At 37.5% G+C, this 21,890-nt stretch carries 18 protein-coding genes and 1 riboswitch; of the genes, 13 read left to right on the plus strand and 5 right to left on the minus strand.

Annotated elements, in window-relative coordinates:
• Positions 1-127: 127 nt before the first annotated feature.
• Positions 128-952 (minus strand): MurR/RpiR family transcriptional regulator, encoded by an 825-nt coding sequence (locus tag AACV00_RS13855; protein WP_004244186.1) that lies wholly within the window; start codon positions 950-952, stop codon positions 128-130.
• A gap of 1,076 nt (positions 953-2,028) precedes the next feature.
• On the opposite strand from AACV00_RS13855, the gene AACV00_RS13860 reads away from it, so the two are divergent.
• From AACV00_RS13860 to tehB, 5 genes are all read left to right on the plus strand, one after another.
• Complete coding sequence (locus AACV00_RS13860; protein ID WP_004244184.1) at positions 2,029-2,583, plus strand: cytochrome b; 555 nt, start codon at positions 2,029-2,031, stop codon at positions 2,581-2,583.
• Between the two features lie 45 nt (positions 2,584-2,628).
• Positions 2,629-3,207, plus strand: a complete 579-nt coding sequence (locus AACV00_RS13865; protein WP_004248606.1) for a YceI family protein — start codon at positions 2,629-2,631, stop codon at positions 3,205-3,207.
• Positions 3,208-3,452: 245 nt separating this feature from the next.
• A complete protein-coding gene (locus AACV00_RS13870) occupies positions 3,453-4,538 on the plus strand; it encodes a linear amide C-N hydrolase (RefSeq protein WP_004244182.1) in 1,086 nt (361 codons plus the stop codon).
• Positions 4,539-4,554: 16 nt separating this feature from the next.
• Positions 4,555-5,724, plus strand: a complete 1,170-nt coding sequence (locus AACV00_RS13875; RefSeq protein WP_017627913.1) for an NAD-binding protein — start codon at positions 4,555-4,557, stop codon at positions 5,722-5,724.
• An 81-nt stretch (positions 5,725-5,805) separates the two neighbouring features.
• A complete protein-coding gene (gene tehB, locus AACV00_RS13880) occupies positions 5,806-6,660 on the plus strand; it encodes an SAM-dependent methyltransferase TehB (RefSeq protein WP_004248603.1) in 855 nt (284 codons plus the stop codon).
• Between the two features lie 64 nt (positions 6,661-6,724).
• On the opposite strand, the gene clcA is transcribed toward tehB, so the two are convergent.
• The gene (gene clcA / locus AACV00_RS13885) at positions 6,725-8,125 is read right to left on the minus strand and encodes a H(+)/Cl(-) exchange transporter ClcA (protein ID WP_004248602.1); all 1,401 of its coding nucleotides are present in this window, start codon (positions 8,123-8,125) and stop codon (positions 6,725-6,727) included.
• A 196-nt stretch (positions 8,126-8,321) separates the two neighbouring features.
• Between clcA and AACV00_RS13890 the strand changes: the two genes are divergently transcribed.
• Complete coding sequence (locus AACV00_RS13890) at positions 8,322-9,722, plus strand: alanine/glycine:cation symporter family protein (RefSeq protein ID WP_004244176.1); 1,401 nt, start codon at positions 8,322-8,324, stop codon at positions 9,720-9,722.
• 190 nt (positions 9,723-9,912) lie between these two features.
• On the opposite strand, the gene AACV00_RS13895 is transcribed toward AACV00_RS13890, so the two are convergent.
• On the minus strand, positions 9,913-11,394 hold the full coding sequence (locus tag AACV00_RS13895) for an aldehyde dehydrogenase family protein (protein WP_004244174.1): 1,482 nt from the start codon (positions 11,392-11,394) through the stop codon (positions 9,913-9,915).
• 485 nt (positions 11,395-11,879) lie between these two features.
• Between AACV00_RS13895 and hcp the strand changes: the two genes are divergently transcribed.
• From hcp to mgtE, 4 genes are all read left to right on the plus strand, one after another.
• Positions 11,880-13,532 (plus strand): hydroxylamine reductase, encoded by a 1,653-nt coding sequence (hcp, locus tag AACV00_RS13900; protein WP_004244173.1) that lies wholly within the window; start codon positions 11,880-11,882, stop codon positions 13,530-13,532.
• Between the two features lie 57 nt (positions 13,533-13,589).
• The gene (hcr, locus tag AACV00_RS13905) at positions 13,590-14,594 is read left to right on the plus strand and encodes an NADH oxidoreductase (RefSeq protein WP_004250327.1); all 1,005 of its coding nucleotides are present in this window, start codon (positions 13,590-13,592) and stop codon (positions 14,592-14,594) included.
• Between the two features lie 220 nt (positions 14,595-14,814).
• Positions 14,815-15,147 carry a DUF6694 family lipoprotein gene (locus tag AACV00_RS13910; RefSeq protein ID WP_004244170.1) on the plus strand — a complete coding sequence of 111 codons (333 nt, stop codon included), beginning with the start codon at positions 14,815-14,817 and terminating at the stop codon, positions 15,145-15,147.
• A 180-nt stretch (positions 15,148-15,327) separates the two neighbouring features.
• Positions 15,328-15,499: riboswitch (M-box (ykoK) riboswitch) on the plus strand.
• A 76-nt stretch (positions 15,500-15,575) separates the two neighbouring features.
• Positions 15,576-16,649 carry a magnesium transporter gene (gene mgtE, locus AACV00_RS13915; RefSeq protein WP_012368250.1) on the plus strand — a complete coding sequence of 358 codons (1,074 nt, stop codon included), beginning with the start codon at positions 15,576-15,578 and terminating at the stop codon, positions 16,647-16,649.
• Between the two features lie 88 nt (positions 16,650-16,737).
• Here mgtE and AACV00_RS13920 read toward each other — a convergent pair whose 3' ends face one another.
• The gene (locus AACV00_RS13920; protein WP_012368246.1) at positions 16,738-17,244 is read right to left on the minus strand and encodes a SprT family zinc-dependent metalloprotease; all 507 of its coding nucleotides are present in this window, start codon (positions 17,242-17,244) and stop codon (positions 16,738-16,740) included.
• A 104-nt stretch (positions 17,245-17,348) separates the two neighbouring features.
• On the opposite strand from AACV00_RS13920, the gene AACV00_RS13925 reads away from it, so the two are divergent.
• Genes AACV00_RS13925 through AACV00_RS13935 form a run of 3 tightly spaced genes read left to right on the plus strand, consistent with a single transcriptional unit; the run spans position 17,349 to position 18,528 of the window.
• Entirely contained in the window at positions 17,349-17,672 is a 324-nt protein-coding gene (locus AACV00_RS13925; RefSeq protein ID WP_004248583.1) for an ArsR/SmtB family transcription factor, read from the plus strand.
• Between the two features lie 3 nt (positions 17,673-17,675).
• Complete coding sequence (locus AACV00_RS13930) at positions 17,676-18,110, plus strand: YeeE/YedE family protein (protein WP_004244158.1); 435 nt, start codon at positions 17,676-17,678, stop codon at positions 18,108-18,110.
• A 4-nt stretch (positions 18,111-18,114) separates the two neighbouring features.
• On the plus strand, positions 18,115-18,528 hold the full coding sequence (locus AACV00_RS13935) for a DUF6691 family protein (protein ID WP_049210282.1): 414 nt from the start codon (positions 18,115-18,117) through the stop codon (positions 18,526-18,528).
• A gap of 84 nt (positions 18,529-18,612) precedes the next feature.
• Here AACV00_RS13935 and bcsC read toward each other — a convergent pair whose 3' ends face one another.
• Entirely contained in the window at positions 18,613-21,888 is a 3,276-nt protein-coding gene (bcsC, locus tag AACV00_RS13940) for a cellulose synthase complex outer membrane protein BcsC (RefSeq protein ID WP_161680379.1), read from the minus strand.
• Between the last annotated feature and the right edge of the window lie 2 nt (positions 21,889-21,890).

Here is a 21,890-nt window from a genome sequence, read left to right on the forward strand (position 1 = left end):
AATGAAATCACTCTTAAAATTAATTTTGTTTAATATAGCATGCTATTTAATTTATTTTTATTAATTATTATTTATTCTATTTTTAATAAAACCGCACCTTATATAAGATGCAGTTTTAAATAATATGTTAATGGCTCTTTTTTCTAAAAGCGAATGCAACTGAAAGTGCTTGTAGTAAACATAATGTTGAGGTTTGAGAACGAAACATTTTTATTTGTGCTTCTTTTACAGTTAAACAAACATCACTTAGACTTGCTAATGGGCTTATGGGGCTATCTGTTACAATAATTTGTTTAGCCTCTTTATAAGCAGCAATCTCACACATTTTTTGCATTTCTTCTGAATAAGGGTGGAAATGGATGCCAAACAGCACATCTCTATGTGTAATATTCCTAAGTTGTTCTTTATACATTCCCCCTAGGCAATTAACAAAGACGGTTTCACAAGGGATATGAGAAAGCGCGTGAAAAAAATAGCTCGCAGCACTAAAAGAATGGTGAAAACCACCTATATAGATAGTTTCTGCATACTCAAGTAGTTGTATAGTTTTATTTAACATATCCTTATGGGTTTGATGAGCTAACTGTTGCAAAGCGTGGCTATTGGCTTGTGCAAACTCTTGCAGAATATAATCTGGCTCATTTAAGTTTGGTGGTTCCTTTTTGTATTGCTGCTTATAGGTTAATTTTTCATTATCCATTTCACCCATTAAATGACGTTGAAATAAAAGTTTCATTTCATTAAATCCTTTGAAATGAAATGCATTGGCAAAACGGATTAATGTTGATGGAGGAACATTTGCTTTATCTGCAAGGATCGCGATTGTATCAAATGCTACACTGTTTTTATTATCCAAAAGATAATGTGCAACCTGCTGTAGCCTTTTACTTAATCCATTATAGCGGGAGCGAACTTGTTCCTGTAGTTCATTCAGATTTGTTGCAGTAGACATAGTGCCCTCAATAAAAATACGGCTACAATTGTAGTGTTTTTTCAAGTCAAATTGAATGTTTTTAGTTAATAACTATTAAAATGAAATCATGAGTTAATTTTAATTAAATAAATAACCTAAAGGTAATTATTCAATGTTAAAATCTCTATTCGTGTTAAAAGTAAGATGGTTTATTATCATAATGTGAAACTATTTTTTTGAGTTTAACTTTGGGTGAAATAATTATTTCAAGTCTAAAGTAAAACCCATTATATTATTTTAAGTCTTATGGTGGGCTATTTTTTATTTGTGATTGTGTTTTTTAATTCATTTTAAATTTAATTTATTGCCATATTTTAAGTTGTTTTGTTGGTGTTTATTACTAATTTAAAATAGATTAGTGTTTTTGTGCGCAATGGCTAATATTTATAATAGGTTACTTGCCTTATTAGATAATAATAGTAATTTATTGCTATCTTTATTTTAAATTATTTTGAAGGCTTAGATTGTTGTATGGATAGTGAGGATGTTTGGTTTTATTTCTTAATGTGTTATTTTCATGAACACTATTCTGAACTTATTTCAGTTATTTTTATTATTAGCTTTATTGGAATTATTTGGGGTATTATTCATGAAATGCGCTGGCTATCTGTTTTTTTTACACTACCGCTGTTAATTTTTGTGGTTGGACTCATTTTTTCTAATTCTTGAGTTTAGGCGATGTTAAGTAAATCATATATAGCTTTGTAAATTTTTTCGATATTAAAATTAACTGACTCGCCTATTTATTCTCATTTCATTTCGCTACTTTTCTTTTATCGTAACAATATTAATACAGTAATAATATTAAGTTAATTTTTTGTTACACCTTCGACTTTACTGTTACATAAATCGCCTATATACTGTTTTTTGTATATATTATAATCAATAATTATATTGATAAATTAATCAATAAGGCAACTAATAAGCGATAATGACTCATTGATTATTATTGAAAAAGATAAACAAATAATTTGTTGAATTTTAGACTAACATTTTATATTTAATCTACTAATATAGTTAACGGCTTGTTAATAAAATATCGATTGAGGATCATTATGCAGTGGCGGAATACATCTACTCGCTATGGGCACTTGTCGCTTCTTTTACATTGGGGGACAGCATTAACCGTCTATGGCATGTTTGCCCTAGGATTGTGGATGGTAAATTTAGGCTATTACGATAGCTGGTATCATTCAGCCCCTGAAATACATAAAAGTATAGGGATAATTCTATTTATTGTTCTTCTTTTCCGAGCAATTTGGCGTTGGATTTCTCCTCCACCAACAGCATTATCCAGCTATAGCCGACTTACTCGCATTAGTGCCCATGTGGCTCATATGCTGTTATATCTAATTTTATTTGCCATCATTATAAGTGGCTATTTAATTTCTACTGCTGATGGTCAGCCAATATCTGTATTCGATTGGTTCTCAGTACCTGCTGTTTTCACAGGGGAAGGGGAACAAGCTGATTTAGCCGGTGATGTACATCTTTATTTAGCCTGGGCGGTTGTTGTGTTATCGCTATTACATGCCGCGGGTGCATTAAAACATCACTTTATAGATAAAGATATTACATTGAAACGTATGCTTGGCATAAAAACACAATAATTAAATTTATATTACCCTGTTAATAACAATATTATGGAGAGAACAATGTTTAAGAAGGCGTTATTGAGTTTAACTGCAGGTGCATTATTATTTAATGCTAGTTCAGCATTAGCGGCTGATTATCAAATTGATAAACAAGGGCAACATGCTTTTGTGCAATTTCGTATCCAACACTTAGGTTATAGCTGGTTATACGGCACATTTAAAGATTTTGATGGAAGCTTCACTTACGATAAAGAAGATCCTTCAAAAGATAAAGTCGATGTTGTGATTAAAACGGGTAGTTTAGATACTAATCACGCTGAACGTGACAAACACTTACGTAGTGCTGATTTCTTTAACGTCAGTAAATATCCTGAAGCTAAGTTTGTCTCAACCAAAGTGACTCGTGATGGTGAAAATTATACGGTGACGGGTGATTTAACACTTAATGGCGTTACAAAACCAATTTCACTAAATGCAAAATTAATTGGTGAAGGTACTGATCCGTGGAAAGGGTATCGTGCTGGTTTTGAAGCAACAGGTAAAGTTAATCTGAAAGAGTTTAACTTTAAATCAGATTTAGGACCAAAATCGCAAGAAGCAGAATTAATCATCTCTGTTGAAGGTGTGAAAAAAAATTAAACGTAGCGAATATTGGTAAGCAATAATTTGCGATATCACCTAATAGATTAAAAACTGATGCTTTTAGCATCAGTTTTTTTTTACTTAAGATACGTAACTTGTCTTATACTTACTTAAGAAAATTTCTGTAAGATAGATAAATCGTTATTAATTATTAGAGAGTTTATTTTTTATAAGTGATAAGAAAGTGGTCAAAATGAGGAAAATAAGATTAAGCTTATCTAATAATTTAAAGGTGAAAAATTATGCTAAAAAAATTACGACATACTTTATTAAGTACATTAATTATTTCAGGTACCTTTTTAAGTAGTATAACTACGGCGCAAGCTTGTACCCGAGTTGTTTATTTAGGTGAAAATAACCAAATAATTACCGCTCGTTCTATGGACTGGAAATACGAAATTGGTACTAATTTATGGATATTCCCTCAAGGAATGCAACGTTCTGGTGAGGCTGGTGATAATTCAGTTCAATGGCAATCAAAATATGGTAGTGTGATTGCATCAGGTTATGATATTTCTACTACTGATGGTATTAATGAAAAAGGATTAGTGGCTAATTTATTATGGCTTGCTGAATCAGATTACCCAAGTTATTCCAAAGATAAGCCTGCAATGGCTATTTCTGCATGGGCACAATATGTATTAGATAATTTTGCTACTGTTGAAGAGGCGGTAACTGCTTTAAAAGATGAGCCTTTTATTGTCTTAACAGACAAAGTACCCGGACAGGATAGAGTCGCAACGTTACATTTATCATTGTCTGACAGTTCTGGTGATAGCGCAATTATTGAATATATTGATGGTAAACAGGTGATCCACCATAGCCGAAAATATCAAGTGATGACTAACTCCCCTATATTTTCTGAACAGTTAGCATTAAATAGCTATTGGCAGCAGATTGGTGGTACGGTAATGTTACCGGGTACTAATAGAGCATCGGATCGTTTTGCAAGAGCCTCTTTTTATATTAATGCTATTCCTAAATCGCAATCGAGCAAAAAATCACTTGCCAGTGTATTTGGGGTGATCCGCAATGTTTCGGTGCCTTATGGATTAAGTACCGTAGAATCTCCAGAAATATCATCGACTCGTTGGAGAACTGTCGCTGATCATAAAAATCAGCTCTACTTTTTTGAATCTGCATTATCACCAAATACTTTTTGGGTTGATTTGAAACAAATTGATTTTTCAAAAGAAACAGGAAAAGTGATGATGTTAGCGTTAGGCCAAGAGCAGTCAACGATTTATTCAGGAGATGCAAGCTCTCAGTTTAAGCCAGCGAAACCTTTTAAATTTAAAGGGTTAGAAAATATACCAATACAAAATTAATAGAAATTAGATAAAAATGAAGTTATCGGCAGTCGTTAATTTTATGGAGACATCGTCTTTTAGCAGAAAGATGATGTCTTTCTTATTGATCTTGAATAGTCTTTTTATTATTTACTCGATATTACTTTCTCGTGGTGTTTATCTTGATTGGGAAATACACGGTTTTGCTGACTGGCTAAAATCGTTAGGTATATTGAAATTACTTGATATTCCTAAAGTGATGTTAGCGAGTGCACTTATTTTGCTCTCTTTCTTTATGTATATGGGGGCGCGGATTGCGTGGTGCGTTTCATTAATATTATTAGTGACGATCGTTTTTTTAGATGTCGCGGTTTATCACCAAGCTGGTACTCAAGCCTATACTTCATTAGCATTAGCCATTGTATTGGTTATCAGCCGGCGTGCTTTTCCTCATCATAGCTTAACCAGTGCCGGTTTTGTTGCTTTTATCTGTACGATTTCGCTACTGTGTTTCTCTATGTTAGGCAGCCTCTATATTGGTGATGAATTTAAACCACATATCACAACGTTAATGGATGCTTTCTACTTTTCCATTGTCTGTATGACAACACTTGGTTTTGGCGATATCGTTCCTATCTCAAGTAATGCGAGAATGTTTACCCTAACAGTGGTTATTTTGGGGATCACTGTTTTTACGACTTCTATTGTTTATGTGATGGGATTTTTGGCTCGTGGTACTCGCGATATTGTGAAGAAAAGGATCGCTAAAATGCATGATCATTTTATTATTATTGGCTCTTCAATGTTGGCAGCACAATTAGAGAAAGGGCTTAGAGAGCAAGGTAAACCGGTTATTGCGATTTGTTCGGATAAAAAGCAAGCCATGTATGATAAAGAAGCCAATATTATTGAAGGTGATCCAACCAATGTAAAAACATTACAAACGGCAAATATTCGCCAAGCGAGTTGGGTGGCGACGTTATCTGAAAGTGATGCGGAAAATACCTTTATTTTATTAACTATTCAAGAGTGTCCAGACCTTCAAGCGAAATTAATCACTATCATTAATAAAGATGAGAATAGAGAAAAAATAAGTCGATTACGTCCAGATATGCTGTTGTCTTTAGCTTCGTTAGGCAAAGAAATTATGATGAAAGTCCTTTGTGGTGAATCTATTAATTCGTCTGATGTTACTGATTTATTAATCAATAAATATTTAAAATAATGTATGTCAAAAATCACCCTTTACCTAAGAGAGTGATTGCAATAAGATGTATTTAAAATGCATCTTAAGAGAGGTTGAATTATGGAACTTGTTACGTATAAAACGCTACCTGAATGGCACTTAACAGCGATCCCTTTAGCATTATTAGAGCGTCATAACACAAAAGAAGGCACTTATGCGCAAATGCGGATATTACAAGGGAGTATGACATTTGTGCTATTTAAGGATGATGGAGAACAAGTGTTCTTAGAGTGTGATAGCGAAAATCAGCCTCCGCTTATTCAACCTCAGCAATGGCATAAAATCGATAAAGCGAGTGATGATGTGCTTTGCCAGCTCTCTTTTTTATGCACTCCCGAAGATAAATTTTTTAAAGAAAATGATTTGTCATTACCTCATTCAGAAGTGCGTTATATGGCAACATTGACTACCCCATGTAAAGTGCTTGATTTAGGCGCAGGGCGTGGTCGTAATAGCTTCTATTTAGCATTACAAGGTTATGATGTGACCGCATTAGATATTAATGCCGCTCATATTGATGCGATTGAAGCCGTCAAAGCTAAAACCGGTTTAGCGATCAAAAGCGGCTTATATGATATTAATGAAGCAGCATTAAATGAGAAATACGATATTATTATTTCTACTGTGGTTTTGATGTTTTGCCAGCGTCAACGTATCGCAGATATTATTAAAAATATGCAGGAGTGTACAAATCCTGAGGGGATTAATGTCATTGTTTGCCCTGTTGAAACAGCAAATAGTGGATCTGCTGAAGTTCCTTTCAAAACCTTCTTGCGCCAAGGTGAATTAGCGGATTATTACCAAGACTGGGATATTATTAAATATAATGAAAACCCAGGGCATCTACATAAAACTGATGCTAATGGTAATCGTATTCAACTTAATTTTGCGACATTAATTGCGCGTAAAAAATAATAAATAGATGGTGAGAAAAAATACCCTCGTTAGATCACCGCGAGGGTATTTTAGTATTTGAAAACTATAGGGGCTCTTTGGGAGCCTCTGTTTTTTCTTTGGCTTCTGAGCGTTGTAGTATTCTTTCGAGTAGAACCGTATAAATAGGTCGCCCGCCTAATAATTGCGCCAGCATGGTTGCGCCAAGACAGGTAATTATCATCGGCAAAATAAGTTGATAGTTATCGGTCATTTCTAAAACGAGTACAATCCCAGTTAGTGGTGCTCTCACCGTTGCGGCAAATAAAGCACCCATTCCAGCAATAGCAAAAGTGCCAATTTGAATTTGATAATCAGGGAAAAGATAGGTTGCCATTAATCCAAAAGCGCTACCAAAGAGTGTGCCTAAGGCTAATGTGGGGGCAAAAATTCCTCCTGGTGCACCGGAGGAGAAGCTGATAATGGTGGTGATGGTGCGTAACACAAAAAATAGTAGCAGTGCAGTTAACGAATATCCTCCGGCACTTAATGCAGGAATAATACTAAAACCGCCTCCGGTTATTTCAGGAATAATCAACGCAAGTAAACCACATGCACCACCAATCACGCCACCGGCTAAAACAAAACGTGAGGTTTTATCTTGATAAAAATGTTGGAATTGTGTTTGAACATAAAACAGTAATTTACTAAAAATAACCCCAACAACACCAAATAACATTCCTAACACTAAATAGAGCCACAGTGTATTCATCGGCGCTGAAGAAAATTTACCTATCTGTATGACGCCTCCTTCACCATTAATTAGGCGAAATACAATACAAGACATGATCACGCCAATGAAGACGGATTTAATAGAGATAAGATTATATTTAAATTGTGGTCTCATCTCTTCAATAATAAATAGAATGCCTGCCAAGGGAGCATTAAAGGCAGCCGTTAAACCGGCAGCAGCACCTGTGGCTAATAGTGTTTGGCGTGTTCCTTTATCTTTAACGCGAGAGACATCATTAACGAGTTGACCAATATTAGCCCCTAGTTGCACGGTGGGGCCTTCACGACCAAGTACCATACCTGAGCCTAAAGTACCTATACTGGCTATAAATTTTACTGGCAATACCCGCCACCAACGAACTGGCCGAATATCTATCATTGCCCCTTCAATTTCCGGTATACCTGAACCACCAGATTCTGGTGAAAACTTCTTCACTAAGTAGTAGCCACTCATGGCTAAAAGAGAGGAAACAAGTAACGTGCCAATAGCCAAAAGATAAGGGTTGGTTAATACCTCGGCTAATTTATCTTGTCTTAAATGAATGACCCAGCCAACGGCTTTTTCAAATAGTACCCCAATTAATCCGGCTAACGTACCGATAATGGCGGAAAGAATAAGCGTTTTCACCGGGGCAAGGTTAGTTTCTTTCGCTTTTCTAAACCAATTAAAGCGTTGTTGATTTTGCGATTTTTTGATCGTGTTTCGCTGATACATAATTTATGTTTTATATATAAATAACAATGTATCTAATAATAGCGTAATTTAATCATCAAGTGATATTTCTCACATAATGTAATCAATTTCATAATTAGTCGGTTTTTTTTCTAGCATATTTCCTTTTTTTCATCTTTAGTGTATCTGATAACAAAAAATATATATTTACATAACATTTGGATAAAAAGGGTAACGTATGGATTTCATCACAAATATATTAAGCGCTATTAATGGCGTGGTGTGGGGAGTACCGATGTTAGTCGGCATTCTAGGCATCGGTCTATTTATGCAGTTTAGACTCTCTTTTCTGCCAATTAGAAAATTAGGTACAGGATTTAAACTCTTATTTGAGAAAAATGATAAAAGAGGTGAGGGGCAAATCTCACCTTTTAATGCATTAATGACGGCGCTTTCTGCCACTATCGGTACGGGCAATATTGCTGGAGTTGCTACAGCGGTTGTATTAGGTGGACCGGGAGCGCTATTTTGGATGTGGATGACTGCTTTAGTCGGTATGGCGACTAAATATTCAGAAGCTGTGTTAGCGGTACGTTTTCGTGAGGTTGATAAATACGGCAACTACGTAGGCGGACCGATGTATTATATTAAAAACGGTTTAGGTAAAAAATGGCTTTGGTTAGGAACGCTATTTGCTATTTTTGGTAGTTTTGCCGGCTTCGGTATAGGTAATACGGTACAGGCAAACTCAGTGGCGGATGTTTTGCAAAGTAATTTTGGTATTTCTACCACAGTGACAGCAATTGCATTAGTTATTTTAGTCGGTGCTGTATTAATTGGTGGAATTAAGCGTATTGCTGATGTTGCCGGTAAATTAGTGCCCATTATGACAGTAGGGTATTTTGGGGCAGGGATTGTCGTACTTGCACTGAATATTACTGCTATTCCTGATGCATTTATGTTGATTGTAAAATCTGCTTTCACACCGGTTGCTGCGCAAGGTGGGTTTGCTGGTGCGGCTGTTTGGGCGGCAATACGTTTTGGTGTTGCACGAGGTGTATTCTCCAATGAAGCAGGATTAGGTAGTGCACCCATTGCTCATGCGACAGCCAAAACACAAAACCCGATCCGTCAAGGCTTAATTGCCATGTTGGGGACTTTCATTGATACCATTATTGTCTGTTCTGTCACCGGATTAACGATTGTGATCACCGGACAGTGGCTGACAGGGCAAAGTGGGGCAACACTTACTGCAAGTTCGTTCTCTATGGCTATCCCTGGAGGTAACTATATTGTTGCGATCGCATTGGCTGTTTTTGCTTTTACCACTATTTTAGGTTGGAGCTATTACGGTGAGAAATGTGTGCAATATCTATTTGGACCGAAAGCCATTATGCCTTTTCGTATTGCATGGTTAATTGCCTTGCCAATTGGCGCGACTCAATCCTTAGAATTTGTTTGGTTACTTGCTGATACATTAAATGCGATGATGGCTATTCCTAACTTAATTGCATTAGCACTGCTTAGCCCCATCGTTTATCGTCTAACAAAAGACTATATAAAAGATGTTAATGCGGTTGATATTGATCTAAATGAACAAGTGAATTCTGTAAGCAAAAAAGAAGCAGAAGCGGAATAAACGCGTTTGTTTATCTAAGGCTAAATGACCATCTAAACGAATAACCGTATGTGAGCAGTTAATATTAGATATTAGGAAAAGCGCATACGGTTTTTTGTTGCTTACAGCAAATAAAAAGCCTTCTGGGGAGAAGGCTAAGAGATGAGTATAGATAATTATATTTATAAGAATATGCTTAACTAGAGGTTAATTATTCTTTGGTACTAATGAAGATGTTTTTCACTTGGCTGTAGGCATCTAACATCATTTTATGCGTTTCACGACCTAAGCCTGATTTTTTATAACCGCCAAATGGTGCATGAGCAGGAAGTTCATGATAAGTATTTACCCACATACGGCCAGTTCTAACGGCTTTTGCAACTCGTAGTGCGCGGTTAATATCTTGAGTCCAGACACCACCACCAAGGCCATATTCAGAGTCATTAGCCATTTCAATAACATCTTCTTCATTATCAAATGGGATCACACATAATACAGGGCCAAAAATTTCTTCACGTGCGACACGCATTTGGTTTGTGGCATTGATAATAATGGTTGGGCGAACAAAAAAGCCATCATCAAACCCTTCACCCGTAATACGCTCACCTCCTGTGAGTATGGTTGCACCTTCTTTTTTGGCCAGCTCAACATAACCTAAAATGGTATCCATTTGCGCTTGGCTGACTTGGGTACCCATTTGTGTATTAGGATCAAGTGGATCACCAACACGGATACGCTCAAATTCTGCTTTTAACTCTTTTAAGAATGCGTCATGAATATCTCTATGTAAGAATAAACGGGAGCCAGATTCACAGGCCTGTCCTTGGTTCATTAATATCGCTAATGCGGAATATTTAACGGCTTTTTTCATATTCGCATCAGGGAAGACGATATTGGCTGACTTACCCCCCAATTCTAAAGTGGCTGGTACCATTTTTTTCGCCGCCGCAGCTGCAACGGTATAACCTACATTGGTTGAACCGGTAAATGCTAGTTTATCAATGTCTTGGTGTTCTAGAATAGCTTGTCCAGCAACAGATCCACGACCAGTAACAATATTTATAACACCGGCTGGTAATATTTCATTTAAAATACGACCTAGCTCTAATAATGAAAGTGAGGTGAGTGTGGCTGGATTAATAACAACGGTATCTCCAGCGGCGATGGCAGGGGCTAATTTCCAAGCAGCCATTAATAATGGAAAATTCCATGGAATAATTTGTCCAACGACACCAATGGGCTCACGAATAACAAGACTCAGGGTATTTTCGTCTAAGACAGCACTTTCATCGGTATGAGAGCGTATCACGCCTGCAAAATATCGAAAATGGTCAATAGAGGCGGGTAAATCGATGTTTTTCGATTCATTGAGTGGTTTACCGTTATCAAGAGACTCAATCCAAGCAAAACGTTCTTGCTCTTGTTCTAAACGGTCAGCAATTTTTAATAATAGCGCTTGGCGTTGAGCAGGAGAGGTTTTACGCCAATGATCAAAAGCTTTACGAGCCGCTTTTACAGCAAGATCAACGTCTTCAGCTGTACCTGATGGATATTCACTTAATAACTCACCGGTTGCGGGACTATAGGTTTTGGTCGTTTGTTGCGATGTACTGGATACCCATTCGCCGCCGATTAACATTTTGTAGCTTTCTAAGGGACGAAATTCGGATGGAACATTATTTAATTTAATCATTTTTAATCTCCAGTGTAGGGGGAGTATCGTCAAATTCTATAGTTTCATTTCGTAATACTCGTACTATTAAAATATATCAATTGTAGTAATTTTATTAGCTATTGATGCAATAGGTAATATTAACTATCAAAAATAATAAATAGATATTATATATACAATGAGAACTAATTAATTTAATCGATTCATCTCACTCTTTTTTAGCTGAGATGTAACAAAATCATCCCGTGCGACACTGCAACATTTCTTCTCAATTTCCCTTATAAGAAAAGCCCTTTACTTTGTTTACTCACCCTCTTACGAGGTGTGAAGCCAAATCAACAGAAAAAAAAGCAAGCTCTTAAGCACAGCAATAAATTGCGTTAGATCAAACATGGCGCAGATTATTTCATCTGACACTTTTCCTACTATAAAAATGGCGTATTCTTATGTTGCATATTTAATGCAACTTATAAAAATAAAGCGTCATCTTATAGAAGGAATTCGATATGTATTGTGTGCAATGTGAACAAACAATGAGAACACCTGTTGGTAATGGTTGTGCCTATGCACAAGGTATGTGCGGTAAAACAGCAGAAACCTCTGATCTACAAGACTTATTGGTGGCAGTATTAGAAGGGCTGTCAGCATGGGCATTAGCTGCGCGTAGTGTTGATATTATTGATCACGATATAGACAGCTTTGCGCCACGGGCTTTCTTCTCGACGTTAACCAATGTTAATTTTGATTCTGAACGTATTGTTGGATATGCCAAAGAGGCTATTTATTTACGTGAAAGCTTAAAATCACGTACGTTAGCCAAAAATGCAGCCATCCAAGTCGCTCATCCTAAAGCCGAAATTCAATTAGAAGGCAACGACTTAGCCAGTCTACAGAAACAAGCCCAACGCTTTGCATTAAATAATGATAAAGCGCAAGTGGGGGATGATTTACATGGTTTACGTATGCTTTGCTTGTATGGCTTAAAAGGTGCTGCTGCTTATATGGAGCATGCTCATGTTTTAGGCCAGTACGATGATGAAATTTATGCTGAATATCATCGTTACATGGCATGGTTAGGTACCGATCCTGCGGATATGAATGAGTTGCTAGACAATGCAATGGGCATTGGTCAAATGAACTTTCGTATTATGGCGTTATTGGATAAAGGTGAAACTCAAGCTTATGGTGATCCAACCCCTGTTTCCGTTAATGTACGCCCAGTAGCAGGTAAAGCTATTTTAATTTCAGGCCATGATCTGAAAGATTTACAGATGCTACTTGAACAGACCGAAGGTAAAGGCATTAATGTTTATACGCACGGTGAAATGTTACCCGCCCATGGTTATCCAGAGCTGAAAAAATATAAACACTTAGTCGGTAACTACGGAAGTGGTTGGCAGAATCAACAAAGTGAATTTGCCAAATTTCCTGGCCCTGTGTTAATGACATCTAACTGTATTATTGATCCTAATGTGGGGAACTATGGCGATCGTATTTGGACGCGTAGTATTGTTGGTTGGCCGGGTGTGAAACACATTAAAGGTGATGATTTCTCTGAAATGATTGAGCAAGCGCTCTCTTTAGAGGGATTTCCGTACAGTGAAATTGAACACTTAATTACTGTTGGATTTGGTCGTCAAACACTCTTAAATGCGGCTGATACAGTGATTGATTTAGTTTCACAGAAAAAACTTCGTCATGTCTTCTTAGTTGGGGGATGTGATGGTAGTCGTGGTGAACGTAGCTACTATACCGATCTTGCTCGTGCCATTCCCCAAGATTGCTTAATTATGACATTAGCTTGTGGTAAATATCGCTTTAATAAACTTGATTTTGGCACATTAGAGGGCTTACCGCGCTTACTTGATGTGGGTCAGTGTAACGATGCCTACTCTGCGATTATGCTAGCGGTTAATCTTGCAGAAAAATTAGGTTGTGGTGTAAATGATTTACCCCTGTCCTTGATTTTGTCGTGGTTTGAACAAAAAGCGATTGTTATTTTATTAACCCTACTCTCATTAGGGGTAAAAAATATTTATACTGGGCCGACAGCGCCTGCATTTTTAACCGATAATTTGCTCGCAATACTTAATGAAAAATTTGGTATGCGTGCGATCACCACGCCAGAACAAGATCTTCAAGAAATTCTTTCTGCTTAATTTATTTATTCATCATCATTGCCGAAGCCTAAAGGCTTCGGTAAGGAAGCAATATCCATGACGATGCCAACAGCTCTTTGTCCTAATCGTATGCAAGTTCACTCTATCCATCAGGAAACCCCGGAAGTGTGGACACTGAATTTAATTAACCATGATTTTTATCGCTATAAACCTGGCCAATTTGCACTAGTCAGTATTAATAATAGCGATGAAATAATGCGAGCTTATACGCTCTCATCTTCTCCGGGATTAAGTCCTTTTGTCTCTTTAACGGTTCGTCGTATCGACAATGGGGTGGGGTCAACGTGGTTAACATCCCAAGTTAAACCGGGTGATTATCTCTGGCTATCAGATGCACAAGGGGAGTTCACCTGTGCAGATAGAGAAGGAACGCGTTATTTAATGCTCGCTGCGGGGTGCGGTGTGACCCCTATTATGTCGATGACGCGTTGGTTGTTAAATAATCAACCTAAAGCGGATATCACGGTCATTTTTAATATTCGCGAACAGAGCCAATTTATTTTTGAAAAAGAGTGGTTAGAGTTAGCTAATGCTTATCCCTATAATCTCAATTTTATTATGATGCCTAAGTTGCCGGATGATAAGGGAATTTTTAGTGGACGTATTTCTCAAGAAAAACTAGCCGCTTTAGTGCCGGATATTGCCAGTCGTACTGTTATGTGTTGTGGGCCTAATAGTTATATGGAAGATACTGCGCGTTTTGCCAAAAATCTTGGTGTTTGTGCAGAGAATATTTTTATGGAACGTTTTGGTGATGAGCCAATGTGTGTTGATGAAGCACAACAACTTACTATGACTATTCGTCATCCGTTAAAGCAAATTAACGTACCGGTGGGGATGACATTATTAACAGCGATGGAAGAAAACAGTGTTCCTGTTTTGGCTGCTTGTCGTGCTGGAGTGTGTGGTAGCTGTAAAACACGCATTGTGAAAGGTGATTATGAGGTCACCAGCACCAGTACTTTAACTGCTGATGAGATAGCACAAGGTTATGTTTTAGCCTGTAGTTGTCGATTAACAGGTGATGTTGAACTAGCCTAATCATTCATTTTATTATCTATTCTTTATCTATCCTTCTATTTTACCCCGCTAATTTATTAGCGGGGTTTTTTGTTATTATTTTTAAAAAGAGAGTTTATTTATTCAATATAATATATAACACGTAAAGCTATAATGAATTAAATATTTATTTTACTTAATTAGCAGTTTACTGATACACATTCTGCTATTATTTAATTTATGATAGGGGAAGGGGGGATATATGAGAAAATTGTTATTTATTTGTTTATTTACTGTCATACTTTCTGGTTGCGAAAAAAATCAAACCCTAGATGGCTCTAATGTTGAGTCATTACGAATATCGATTGTAGAAATGCGCAATTCATTACCGCTTGAAGAGCAGCAACGCTTTGATGAAGCAATAGAATTAGCCATGCTAAATGATATTAATTTTAATGATTTAGTCATTGCTGGGCGCAATAAAAATGCTGATATGATCACGCGAAAAATGTGTCAATCGTTAGATGGTAAAACAGTCAATGAGATCTTCTCACAAGCTGAAGAAATAAAAGTACAAAAATTAGCATTAAAATAATCAATTAATAACCAATTTATTTAAAACTATTTTATTCATCTCTATTTGAGGTGAGTATTTAATTAATGATGTAAAAAATAAGCGATTTAAGATTTATCAATAGAACTTAAACAAAACTACGATGAGACTTTTCATTATAATGTGAGTGGTTATAATGCGCGCCGCATTCGCAAGAAAAGTGCAGTATCTCGTTAGGCGAGGCTCCTATACAAACACAGGTTACTGATCTGACGACGTCGAGAGACGCCCAAGATTAGGACAAGATATATCGACCGAAGGTATATCTCCATGTAACTTCCAGTATTCATCGGATACGTTGTATAGTGCTAAAACCGAGACGTGTAGATAGCTTTTGCATTCTCGCATCTGGTTTCGCCCCTATTGAGAACTGATTTGCTAAACACAAACAGTCATAGGGAACCAAAAAAATGAAATTTACTCCTCAACATAAAATGGATGCTGCATTAATGGCAGGCGCATCCTTAAACACACCCAATAATCATTCAATACAAGAGCAACATCATCGTTTAAAAGATGATGCTACCGTTAGTGCTTATATGAGCCAGAATTATATTTCTGTTTCTGTCGCAGATTCGGTTGAACATGTAAAAGCACAGCTGGTTAATGATTTAAAAGATGAATTAATTCCAACTTATCTGTATGTCGTAGATAAAGATAATTATCTTAACGGTATTTTGCCGGTTAAATCATTACTACTTGCTGATAATGAGCTTTTTGTTTCGGATATTATGCGCCAAACATTTTTCTCAGTTTCACCGGAGCAAAGCCGACATGATGTTTATCAGTTAATTAGCCAAAGTGGTTTAGACAGTGTACCTGTGATGCATTTTGGTAAGTTAGTTGGTGTATTACGACCTCAAGATATTGCTGATTTAATTGAAGATGAAAATACGCTAGATGCACAAATGCAGGGGGCAACGTCGCCATTAGAACAACCTTATTTAGAGACAAGTCCGGTCACTTTGTGGCGTAAACGTGTTGTCTGGCTATTAATGCTGTTTATTGCTGAAGCTTATACCAGTACGGTGTTACATGCTTTTGAAGACAGACTTGAAGCTGCTATCTCTTTAGCTTTCTTTATTCCATTATTAATTGGTACTGGTGGCAATAGCGGTACACAAATTACCTCAACATTAGTACGTGCCATGGCATTAGGTGAGGTGAGCTTGCGTAATGTATGGTCAGTATTAAGAAAAGAGATCACGACCTCGATAATGGTGGCTTTAACCATGGGAATAGCAGGATTTATTCGTGCTTGGACCTTAGGGGTTGGCATGGAAGTGATGATAGTGGTGGGATTAACGCTAATTTCAATTACGGTTTGGAGTGCTATTGTCTCTTCTATTATTCCAATGGTATTAAAGCGTATTGGTGTTGATCCTGCGGTGGTGTCTGCACCTTTTATTGCAACATTTATTGATGGTACTGGGCTTATTATCTACTTTGAAATAGCATCTCATACCATGAGTGTGTTTGCTTAATATATCAATCCTCTCTTATTTATACCGAATAAAGCCGATAAACTAACCAGTTATCGGCTTTATTTTTTGTTTGCTAGCTTACTTTTTTTTACTCTTTAATTAATTGTAAAATCGCCTGACAATGACGACAACGATACTGGGTTTCTCCTCGTTGTACTTTATTGTGTCGGCGAAGAGTTAACTGGTGTATTTCTTGGCAGCGACAAGCATAGCTAAACGTTTTTGCTGTTACATTGCTGATATCAAAATGATGGGTCCGTTTCGCACTCACCTGTAACACAGTTTCCATCATCCATTTCCACTCCTTGCCATGAGGTGCCACACGACCAAAATGGCGACTAACTAGCAGATGTGCTAATTCATGAGGAATAACTTCTTCAATAAAATTCTGTTTATTTTCAATCAATAATGTAGGATTAAGACGGATCTCCCAATTTGCATAATAGGCACTGCCTGCAATAGTTCCTCTCTGGTTATATTGTAGAGTGGGTTCTGGGTAATCTGTATTAAGATATTTATTGGCCTGTTGCAGTTTTTCACGCAGTGTACGCATAACACTTTGCACTAAGGCGATAGGGACTCTTACTGTTTTCATATTAGAGAGCATATAGCGCCTTATTAAAACACGCAATAAAAGAAAACTTGCACAATATATAAATTAACATATTATTAAAAAGTATATTGATTATGGAGTTTACCATGACACAACGAGTTCAACCTGATTTATTGGAAGCCATGAAATTAGCGGCTAATGAAGCCTCTAGTATGCTGAAAACGCTAGGCAATGGTGATCGACTACTCTTATTGTGCCAATTAAGTCAGGGCGAAAAAAGTGTCAGTGAATTGGAAGAAAGTTTAGGGATCCGCCAGCCTACGCTTTCTCAACAACTTACTGTGTTAAGAAATGAAGGGCTTGTGAATACTCGTCGTGATGGAAAACGTATTTTTTATTCTATTGCTGATGAAAAAGTATTGGTGCTATTAAATACACTTTATCAGCTATATTGTCCTATAGCAGGTTAACTTATGAATATAGATTGGGTTCACTTTACGCCTTGGAGCTCGGCATTGGGTGGGCTATTAATAGGTTTAGCAGCGGCTATTTTATTACTGTTTAATGGTCGTATTGCAGGTATTAGTGGGATTTTAGGAGGAGTATTAACCACTAACCAACAAGGTAATGGGTGGCGATGGGCATTTTTACTCGGTATGTTGATTACACCGACACTATTTTATCTATTTGATAAACCGTTAACACCTATTATCGACGTTTCACCTTGGCAGTTGATCATTGCCGGTGTACTGGTGGGAGCAGGTACACGTCTGGGGAATGGCTGTACCAGTGGGCATGGAATTTGCGGATTAGCACGATTATCGCGTCGTTCTATTGTTGCAGTTCTTGTCTTTATGGTGACGGCATTTGTGACTGTGTATATTCAACGCCATGTCATCGGAGGCTAAGATAATGACCAAATTTATAGCTTTTGTTAGTGGCCTATTATTTAGTGCTGGATTGATCATCGGTGGTATGAGCAACCCACAAAAGATCTTGGCATTTTTAGATATTCGTGGAGATTGGGATCCGTCATTGTTATTTATTATGGGGGCGGGTCTTATCGTCAGTGCTATTAGTTACCAAATTGCACGTCATCGTCAACAAAGTTTATTAGCCTGTCCTCTGGCCATTCCAACTAAAACAGTGATTGATAAACCTCTCGTCTTCGGCAGTATCTTATTTGGTTTAGGATGGGGGCTTGCGGGTATTTGCCCTGGACCCGGTTTGGTATTAGCGGGGGGTGGTTTTACCCAAGGTGTATTATTTGTGTCAGCTATGATTGTTGGGTGGCTATTTATTGGGTTAATTCGCAAACCACAATAATCATCACTATTTTAATCACACGCGATAAAAAACAACAAACGGACCGCATTAGCTGTCTGTTTGTTGTTTAATCTTGTTACGGGATTATTTAAAATCTGCGTAAGGAATAAGCGGGTTAGGCGGAAGATCTAAATCACCATTCCATCCATCAAATGAATAGCGTAAATACATTAGTGCATGGCTTGGCGTATAGTTTTTCGCTTGCTGAATATCGATAGCGGCACCTATAAACCAATGTGGTGTTATTCGATGTTCAATTAATGCTCTTGCTGTATAACCAAAACCATGACCCGAATCCCCCTTATCAATGATATTTCTCTCATGCTTAAATATTTCTTTTATGGGATCAGAATTAAATTTATCGCTTGAAACGAGATTTTGTAATGGATAACGTCTGCTATCATCGGTTTTTGAATAAGACCAAGAGAGAGAGCCAGATACTTCCCATGACCAATTTTCAGTACGTTGACGGTAATTAACGGGCAGTGAGAATGAGAGATATTGTTGTGGGCTATAATAACCCCCTTGCCCCAAGGTGTAGCCACTAAGATCTTTATTGTAATGCCAAAGCATGCTATTTAAGCCAACAGAAATGCGACGATCATTTTCATTGATTAACTTATAGTAATAACCGCCCATGGCTTTCACACTGCTGTTATTTTTAACATTTTTTCCTGTTAATCTATCAAGCGATATTTCTCCCCAATACCCATCCTTGCCTCCCAGATCATAACTGCCACTTAAACGAAGCCCCGTTTTTCTAACGCCCCCCCAAACTTGATTGGTCCAACTATCACGTTGGCCTGCAAAGGCAAGTAGTGAGCTATTTACCGGGCGACGGTGAAGATCTACACTCCAACCGAGATGATAAAAACTATCGTTATAAGCAATTTTACCTACCCAATCAGTCACATTAAAACCGAGTGGCGTGGTACCTAAATCCCATTGCCATTGCTCATTTTCCCAACCGATAGCAGGACTAACACCAAAGGCTTTTTGCTTTAGAGGGAAACAACCTGTGCGATAACAACTACCAAATTTAGCATCGTATGGCGCTGTACCTAATGTGCCACTATTTAAGTGCACAAAATCAGTACGCCAAAAGAAACGGCCATGATAAATAGGATGATCCAGTTGTAACATGGTGGTATGAGCGCGTAATTTAGAGTATCCCTCACTGCCATTTGCTCCCCAATAATCATGCTCTAGGGTAAAACGCCACTCTTGTTGACGATAAAGGGTACTCGCATCATCACGTACACTACGTGATAGCCAATTATCATTTGGGTTGTTGCGCATAAGTGTGGTGTATTCAATATTGTTTTTTGGCAGTGTATGCGTGATACCCTCTTTTAGCATCGCTTGTTGATAATAGTGATGAGCGGATTGAACTTGTTGGCTATCACGATAAAAACGACCAATATCACGTAAAATTAATCCATCAGCACTATCTGGCTCCTTGTCAACTTGGCGAGCTAAATAGATAAAATAGTGTTTGGCTTTATCAATATTTCCTGCCGTTTTTTCAGCGTTTGCTAAACGTCTTAGTGAATAGTGGTTAAATTTTTCAGGAGATAATTGTTCTATCTGAGCTAAGTAATAACGAGCTTGATCTATTTGATGTTGCGCTAAAGATATCTCTGTTGCACCTAATAGTGCTGTTTCATTATTAGGCGCTAAATTTAATACTGTATGATAATAATTTAATGCTTGATTGAGTTGGTCATCTTCTTCGGCCCATTGCGCTAACAACAGATAGCTTTCTATTTTTTGCTCAGGAGGAATATGGGTGAAAAGATATTCGACAGCTTGCTGTTGTTGGTTATGTTCTCTTAGTGATTGTGCATGCGCCATAATTTGACCAAAACGTAATTGGCTATCTAAGGCGTTCATACTTTCACTGCGCTGCGATAAAGGGATCGTCTTTAAGGTGTTAAGTGCTTGTTGTTCTCGCCCTGTTTTATTGAGATATAACGCATAGGCATATCGTCGAGAGGGATCATTAGGTCGTCGTTGATTAAGTTGATTAAAGTAATCCTCAGCAAGTTGGGGTTGTTGAGTGATAAGTAAATCATCCGCCAGACGATAAATATTCCAGACTTCATCGGGATACGTTTTAGCGATAGCCTTACGTTTCTCAATCGCACTGAGATAGTGTTGTTGCTGTTCATCATCAGCAGCTAAGTCTTGTTGTATACCTGAAATGATATACCCATAGTCTTGGGCTAAATTTTTGTATTGCTGTGATGTCAAGTTAGCCATAAATTGGGCGGCTTTTTGATGAGATTGTTGACGATAGAGCTTGGTCAGACTATGCAAAGTCGCCGCATCATTAGGCTGATATTGTAGCGCTTGTTGATAATAACGTTCAGCTTGTTCTAATTGATGTTGCGCCAACTCGATATCCCCTAAACCAATATAAGCTTCACTTTTATAGGGGCTGAGTTGACGTACTTGGGTAAAATAGTGCTTAGCGGCAGAGTACTCTTGATTTAATAACGCTTCATCAGCCTTGGCAAGTAAATGCCAATATTGATTTGATTGCAACAGCGTACGCCACAAATCACTATCATCGTGTTTGGGGGACAATGTGAGTGCTTGAGAAAGATAATAAATCGCGGGTGCCCGTTGATTTGCGCGCGAATAGCGCACGCCTAATGTTCCTATTATATCTGCATTATCAGGCTGCTGGCGTAATTGCTGTTTTAATGCGCGAATAGATAGTGTGTTATAGGAGACAGAGCCCGCCGATGCGGTAGATAATGCTGGGGTAAGATGATATTGCTGATAGATATTAGCTATCTGTTGGTTATTGGGATAAGTGTGATAAATCTGCTTAATACGTGCCATTTTGTTGGCATGGCTTGAAGCAATTAATACATTGAGATACTCAAGGGCTAACCCTTCATCGGGGGGCGTGCCTTGGTAAATATCATCATATAATTGCAAGGCTTCATCATAACGCCCCGCAGTCTGATAAAGGTAGGCTTTTTGTAGGATTTGGCGGTTATCTTCATGGGTTAATGATAGTAGCTTAATCGCACGTTGATATTGTTCAGTATTTTCGCCATGCATACGTAATTGCTCAACCAGTTGTTGTGCTTTTGCTGTTTCTTTTTGTTTTACAGCAAATTGGATACGCATTAACAACACACTAGGATCGTTCGGTTTTATAAGTGATAAACGATACAGTGATTGAGAAACTAAAACATCGTTACTTTTCGAGTTGCCTAGTCTAACTTGCTCATATAAAAAAGTTTCAGTCGGATCATCTGCGGCTTGCGTGACAGGCAATATGCCTGCCAGCAAACTAAGAGCAAGAAGATATTGGCGATATTGATAACAAATGCGCCACATCATAA

The sequence above is a fragment of the Proteus sp. G3927 genome, assembly GCF_963894685.1.
In the GTDB taxonomy this organism is placed as follows: Bacteria; Pseudomonadota; Gammaproteobacteria; order Enterobacterales; family Enterobacteriaceae; genus Proteus; species Proteus mirabilis.